Origin of the sequence: Acetobacterium sp. UBA5834, assembly GCF_002435675.1 — a bacterium.
GTDB lineage: Bacteria > Bacillota > Clostridia > Eubacteriales > Eubacteriaceae > Acetobacterium > Acetobacterium wieringae.
In genome coordinates, this window is sequence record NZ_DJGY01000071.1 from 19,967 (window position 1) to 27,112 (window position 7,146).

5 protein-coding genes are annotated in these 7,146 nt (G+C 42.7%); 1 reads left to right on the forward strand and 4 read right to left on the reverse strand.

Annotated elements, in window-relative coordinates:
• Window positions 1-195 precede the first annotated feature (195 nt).
• From B3F51_RS15360 to B3F51_RS15375, 4 genes are all read right to left on the reverse strand, one after another.
• On the reverse strand, window positions 196-2,505 hold the full coding sequence (locus tag B3F51_RS15360; RefSeq protein WP_070369776.1) for a methyl-accepting chemotaxis protein: 2,310 nt from the start codon (window positions 2,503-2,505) through the stop codon (window positions 196-198).
• A 287-nt stretch (window positions 2,506-2,792) separates the two neighbouring features.
• A complete protein-coding gene (locus B3F51_RS15365) occupies window positions 2,793-3,422 on the reverse strand; it encodes a corrinoid protein (protein ID WP_286947980.1) in 630 nt (209 codons plus the stop codon).
• 41 nt (window positions 3,423-3,463) lie between these two features.
• On the reverse strand, window positions 3,464-4,261 hold the full coding sequence (locus B3F51_RS15370; protein WP_070369774.1) for a methyltetrahydrofolate cobalamin methyltransferase: 798 nt from the start codon (window positions 4,259-4,261) through the stop codon (window positions 3,464-3,466).
• Window positions 4,262-4,295: 34 nt separating this feature from the next.
• The gene (locus tag B3F51_RS15375) at window positions 4,296-5,282 is read right to left on the reverse strand and encodes a uroporphyrinogen decarboxylase family protein (protein WP_070369773.1); all 987 of its coding nucleotides are present in this window, start codon (window positions 5,280-5,282) and stop codon (window positions 4,296-4,298) included.
• A 259-nt stretch (window positions 5,283-5,541) separates the two neighbouring features.
• Between B3F51_RS15375 and B3F51_RS15380 the strand changes: the two genes are divergently transcribed.
• Complete coding sequence (locus B3F51_RS15380; RefSeq protein WP_228882708.1) at window positions 5,542-7,092, forward strand: PucR family transcriptional regulator; 1,551 nt, start codon at window positions 5,542-5,544, stop codon at window positions 7,090-7,092.
• Window positions 7,093-7,146 lie beyond the last annotated feature (54 nt).

Below are 7,146 nucleotides of genomic sequence, written 5' to 3' on the forward strand. Positions count from 1 at the left end.
CCAATTTTATCATTCGTTTGTTTTCCACACAACGCTAAATTTATGAAGCATCTGGTTTTGCTTCAATTCAATCATAGATTGCGATTTTTCTGCTATTCCAATAGCGAACTGGCAACAATTATAAGTTTACAGAATAAAAAAGCTATCTGTGCTTTGTCTACAGGCAGACAAAGCACAGATAACTTTTATTGATTTTTATTTTCTTAAGGTAAACTGATGGATGGTTTCTTTTAATAATTCCGCCTGGCTGGAAAGTTCTTCGCTGGCAGCGGCACTCTCCTCCGAGGTTGCTGAGTTTTGCTGAACCACCTGGGCTACCTGGTCAATACCCGCATTAATCTGGGCGATCCCCGTTGCCTGATCATTTGATGCCAAGGCGATGTTCCCCATCAGATCAGTGATTTCGCTAATCCCGCTGACAATATCATTAAGCGCCGTTGCGGTTTCATTGGCCATTTGCGTCCCATGTTGAACCTTATTGATGGAACCTTCAATCAGCCGGGTGGTTTCCTTGGCCGCTTCGGCGCTGCGGGCCGCCAGGGTTCGGACCTCTTCTGCCACCACCGCAAAGCCCTTGCCATGAACGCCCGCTCGGGCTGCCTCTACAGCCGCATTTAAAGCCAGAATATTGGTCTGGAAAGCAATGTCGTCAATGACTTTAATGATTTTGGAAATGTCTTTGGACGATTGATTGATATCAATCATGGCGTTTTGCATTTCCGCCATCTGTCCGTTGCCGATATCCGCATTTTCACGAACAACCCCGGTTAGTTCCCGGGCCTTATTGGCATTTTTGGCGTTTTCCCTGGTCTGATCGGTAATTTCAGCGATTGATGCGGTTAGCTCTTCGATGGAACTGGCCTGTTCGGTGGCTCCCTGAGCTAACGACTGACTGCCAGCAGCCACCTGGTTGGCTCCTGAACTGACCTGCAAGGCCGCCGTGTAGATTTCACTTAAGAGCGTATTTAGTGTTTTGATAATCTCATTCAGGGCATTTGAGATCCCGATAAAATCGCCGTTATACGCCTGAATATCGTCAATGTCTAAGTTGCCATTGCCAATTTCCCTAGTCACTGCTGAGATTTCTTCAATAACACTGTTTAATTGTGCAACGGTGCCGTTCACTGATTGTTTCATCTGGTCAAAACCACCTTCGTATTGACCCGTGATGCTGGTTCTCAAATCACCAGTCGAAATGGCATCCATTACTGTCGAAATCTCATCAAAGGGCTTGGCAATCTCCATCAGGATGTTGTTCATCCCGGAAATAATGGTTTGCCATGAGCCTCTAAAACTTGTTTCATCAGCTTTTATCTGCTTTCCTTTAATAATGGAGTCTAACAGCATGTTGGCTTCGCCAATCAGATCCCCAACAGACCTTTTGACTACACCTAAACTCATATTGATTGCCCCAAAATATTCTTTTATTTCATTTGTGTATTGATTACCTTCACCGATCGTCAGATCAAAGTTCAGATCGCCATCGGCTAGAAGCAGAAGGTTTTCTTTGAGCCGTGAAACCTCGGCCTCTGTGTATCGATTGATACTCACCATTGATGTCAGATCCATAGTTATTTCTAGAAAACCGATATTTTTATTTTTTTTGTTGGTGATTAATCGGGAATTCTTTTGCAGGTATGCGCCTAAAAATTCAAAGTCAAAGGTAGTAATGCCGTTATTAACCAACTGATAAATACTGCAGTTTTCCGGACATTCTACGGTATTACAATGTTCCACCCCAAATTCACAGGCTTTTCTGCCATAGGCACCTTCCCGGTTCTCAATAATGCCAGCCTGCAAAAGTTGATTCTCCAGGGTTTTATTAAAAAACAGCCAATGGGAATTGGTATCCAGAATGTGCATGGGATAAGGTATAGCATCCATGGCATTCTCATACAGTTCAATTTTAGCCGAATTTTGAGTGACTATTCTGCTAATATTATCAAGCAGAAACAAGTAGATTCCTGAAAGACCCGCGGCAGCTGGTTTAACATCATCAGGATCCATCATGACGGATAATTTTTTAGTGTCCGCTTCCAGTATGGAGAGGGACTCACCAATTAAAATAAGATTTCTTCCCAATAAGTCATTATTTGATATTGGCAGCGCTTCAAGCGAAAGTTCTCCGGTTGCTAATTGACTTGCTGCATCTGAATATATCTGCATCTTACTTACCAACGCCATAACAACCTGACTTAATTCATCTGGATCATTTTCAATCGCGCTCAATTCAAGGTTTCCCGCGCCGTCTGTGAGGTGTTCCAAAATGCCAGCTATTTTTGATGAACGTTTGTAATATTTTGATGACAGAATAATCAATGAACCTAAATTTAAACATAGACCAATGCCCAAAATTGCCAGGATGATCAGTGGCTGATTAAGCATTGAAGACTCCGGCAAACTATTTTGACTAAAAATAGCTAAAGCCATACAAGTAATCAATAAATAGATCGCAAGAATTGGAATGCCTAATTGAAATATCCATTTTCTTTTGTTATTCTTCATAATTTTTTACCTCGTATCATAATTTTGCTCAGGAAATTTTAACATTTCAATTGGTTGATACAACAGCATCAATTTTGATAAACGTTTTCATTTCCGATGCTTTTAAAAAAGAATCTTATCCACTATAACGAATTTTCTAAAAAAAAGATAATTCAAAAAGGCAAAGCTGTTGATAAGTTTTGGTTATGCTTTTGAACATCGAAAATAGTCAATCTTAAATAGGGGTTTAAGATTAACTATTGACAGTATTTATTAATTTTTGATTATTTTATGGCCAAAACTATCCCTTATGCCCCAATGATTTCCTTAGCCTTGGCTGCCGAGCTTCCGGCATCTGGTGCATAACCATCAGCACCGATTTCGTCAGCATATTCTTGTGTAACAGGGGCACCGCCGACGATGACTTTCATCTCAGGTATTGCCGCTTTAATGGTCTGAACCGCTTCTTTCAAAGCTGGCATGGTTGTAGTCAACAGACCGGAACAGGCAACCAGAACAACATTTTTATTTTCTTTGGCCGCTTCCACAAATCGTTCCGCTGGCACGTCAACACCCAAATCAACCATATCGAAACCAGCACTTTCCAGCATCATCACAACCAGGTTTTTCCCAATATCGTGAAGATCACCGGCAACGGTTCCCATAATACAGGTACCCAAAGAGCTTGAGCCATCGCCAGCCATCACTGGCTTTAACACTTCCACCCCTTTGGACATCGCTTTGGCGGCAATGAGCATTTCTGGGACAAAGATTTCGCCGGATGAGAATTTATCACCAACTACACCCATGGAAGCGATCATCGCGTCCAGGATATCCTGTGCTTTGTCGCCAGCGTCCAATGCTTCCTGAACCGCTGCAGCAACTTTCTTTGATTTACCAGTTTCGACTAATACTTTTACATCTTCTATTTTTGACATGTAGATTTTCTCCTTTTATTTTTGATTTAAATTTAATGCACTTATTTTACAAAAATACCTTCGCGGAAGGCGCCGATGTATTCCATACAATATTCGTCTTCACCCATCATCGCTTCAGTGGCAAAGAGCATTCCCATCATATCCTTGTTGAGCGGAACGAGGATGAAGCTGTCTATGCCAGCACTCATGGCCAATACGGCAAATGCCTGGTTGGCAATCCGGCGGGCGGGCAGATTAAAGGAAATATTGCTGACCGCACCGGTGACATGGATGGTCGGGTATTGGGCTTTAATGCCACGGATGACTTCGGTGACCATGGTGATGCCATCTTCGGAGGTGCAGAGCATTTCAATCAGGGGATCAATATGCATCCGTGATGGATCGATGTTATATTCTTTAACCTTCACCATCAGATCGGCAAAAACGTCCAGCCGGTCTTTGGCGGTTTTGGGAATCCCCTTGTCGCTGTTAAGCAAGGCCACACATTCCCATTTGGTATCGGCGATGGCTTTAAAAGCCACATCAACCTTGTCACCTTCTAATGAAACGGAATTAAACAGTCCCGGCTTATGACAGTATTTAATGGACTCAATGCAGGTGTAGACGTTGGGACTGTCCACCGCAATCGGCGTGTCCACCGCATTCTGGACAATGTCAATCAGCCATTTCATGGTTTCCAGTTCAATGTCGTCGTCTACTGATGCGCAAACATCGATGAAATCCGCTCCGGCTTCCGCCTGTTTAATCGCCAGATTCTTAATAAATTCGGCATCCTTGGCCGCAATCGCTTTGGCGCTGGAGGGGATGGCGCCGTTAATTTTTTCTCCAATAATGATCATGTTCTTCTCCTTCAGTGATTACTCTTTGCGTAAATTATTTGATATGCTTATATTTTTCAACGGCATCATTAATCGGAAGAATACCTTCCATAAAGCTTTCCGGACCTGCTCCGCTCATCAATCTAAAGCCCATAAATACATAGCTGCCATAAGGGCCATAGGTTTCCATACAACGTTTGACGTCAGCATCAATTTCTTCATTCGTGGCCTCTTCTAGACCAGGACGGCCGTTGGTGTCATAACCGCCAACCACAGCAATTTGGCTGCCGTATTTTTTCAAAATCCCTTCAATATCGTTCATCGGTTGAGCCGATGTCCAGGCAGCCGTACCGATTTCCACATAATCCGGAATGATCTCTTCACATTTCCCGCAGGTGTGAATAAAAGGAATGATTCCATGCGCCTTAATGGCATCATTTAACCGTTTATGATGGGGTTTGATCAGTGACCGATAGGTTCCAGGAGACATAAACAGGCCTCTTTCGGTAGCAATGTCATCATAGCTGGTAATAATATCCGGTTTAAAATGTTTGGCGACTCGTTCAACCAGCTTAATTTTATAATCGGTAATCGCAGCAAACAGTGCGTCGCAGGCTTCCGGCTCTTCCAGCATGGCACAGAGGGCGTTTTCAAAACCCATCAGGTGCGTCAAACGTAAAAACTGTCCATTCCACATCCCATATTCAACCACTCGCTGATCACGGTCAGCTCCAAAAATGCCTGCCTGCATGGCAAGGCTGCCTTCCCAATCGTACTCATCCAAATTTGGGAACTTAACGATATTTTCCCATTTTTCAATATCATCCAGCACGGGTTTACCGCCCGGAACCGGCTGGCCGCCAGCTGATTCCGTAGCATGCCAGGTTACCCCAAAGCCGTCCAGACCACCGCCGGCCGGACCGTTTTCAAAGCTCTCAAAAGCTCCGCCATACATAATGACATCACTCATTTCGTTGGGCACCCACTCTGGTTTTTTGTGTTCAACTGCTGCCAGTAAAAAATTCTCTTTTGGTGTTAACATGATATTTCCTCCTGAATTTAATGGATTTTTACCAATTCAATGGTTATTTTTAATTAAAACCGTTTACATGGTTTAATTATAACGACATTATTACGAAAAGTACATCCGGCATAGTAGAGGATAATACAAAGCTCATACTCTACACAGTGTAGGATATCGTGGTAAAATAGTAATGACCCCTTGCAAAATGACCATGCATGACATAGAATGAAGCTGCATCGTGAAATTTCTGAAAATTTATTTAAAATTAGAGGTACCTATGAGACTTTCTCGGGATGTAATCTACTATTGGCTGATTAAAAAGTTTGCCGTTAGCTTTGAGAAAAAAAGTGATCCGGACATTGGCTTTATGCGTCCCGTGTTCTATGAAACAGACCTGGACATTGCTGGAACCGTGGTTATCATTGATGCCGACGGTCTCAAATCCCTGATTGAAAGCCGGAACCATGGCGCTGAGTCGCTCTTTTTATGTACCGAAAAACCAAACCGGTCACTGAAGATGATTGATGGAACCGTAATGGTGATAAAATCAAACCTTTCCGCATTATCATTATTCAATTACCTCCAAGATATCTACAATCGATTCGATCAATGGGATGAACGGTTAAACCAGATCTACTATGAAAATGGCAGTTTTCAGGATCTGATTGACAGCTGCCAGTCGATTCTGACCGAACCGATTCTTTTGATTGATAAAAAGTTTCATTATACGGCCTATTCCAAATCCATTGAGGAATTAACCAGCGCTGCTTTTATGGATGAAAATAAAAATTCACTCCCAGAAGTGGTGAACGATTTTATCACTGATTCCAGTTTCCAGTCCTTGTATGATTTGCCTGATATCTTTGACTACGCCATGGTATCGCCATCCGGTACAGACGAAATGATCTGCAAAAATGTTTTTGATCATAATGGCTATGTAGGACGGTTTATCATCCAGCTGTCAAACGGCAGCGAAGAAATTGCAAAAACCTATGTCCGGACTATTTTGGCCCATTTATTTACCACCGCTGATAAACTGTACCAAAAATATCAGTCCTTCAATTTAAAAGAAGTAGCGCTAAACAGCCTGCGGGAGCCACTGCTGAACATGCTACAAAATGAACAGAGTTCCGACGAACAATGGCAGAAAGTCGCCTTTGAAAACAACTGGAAAACAACGGACAATCTGCAGCTCGTGCAATTTCGATCCAATACCCGGTATGCCAAAAATGTTTATACTGATTACCTCAGTTCCGAAATTGAAAACCAGTGGCAGGGCTGTGTCTGTCTGAATTACAGGGAACGACTGCTGATGCTGATTAATCTGGATCAGTTTAATTCGGTCAATGATAAAAATTTTTATCGACAATTACCCTATTTTCTTCGAGACAGCCTGTTGGTGGCTGGATTAAGCCGGGTTTTTGGGGACATGGGTGATTTGCGGGCGGCCTATCACCAAACTGAAATTGCCCTGGATTTCGGCACCTGCGACCAGCCGATGTTCTGGACGTATCGGTTTGATGATTATGCCTTTCATTATCTACTCAAAAATAGTCCTGGTATTTTTGCCATGCATCAAGTCTGCAGTGAAAAACTTTTAACGCTCCGGCAATATGATGCCGAGAAACATACCGAGTATTATAAAACGTTATTGACCTTTTTTGACTGTCGACTCAACGCTGCAGCGGCAGCCAAACGGCTGTATATTCATCGCAGTTCCTTTCTCAACCGTCTGGAAAGAATAGAAGAACTGTTTAACATCGATTTTAATTCCAATAACGAACTGCTTTATCTGGGTTTGTCGATGCTAATTATCGAGCGAAATTAACATGAAAGTGGTGAAATAGTGAAAGTTATTGTAGGTAATTGCGAAATGAAAAAG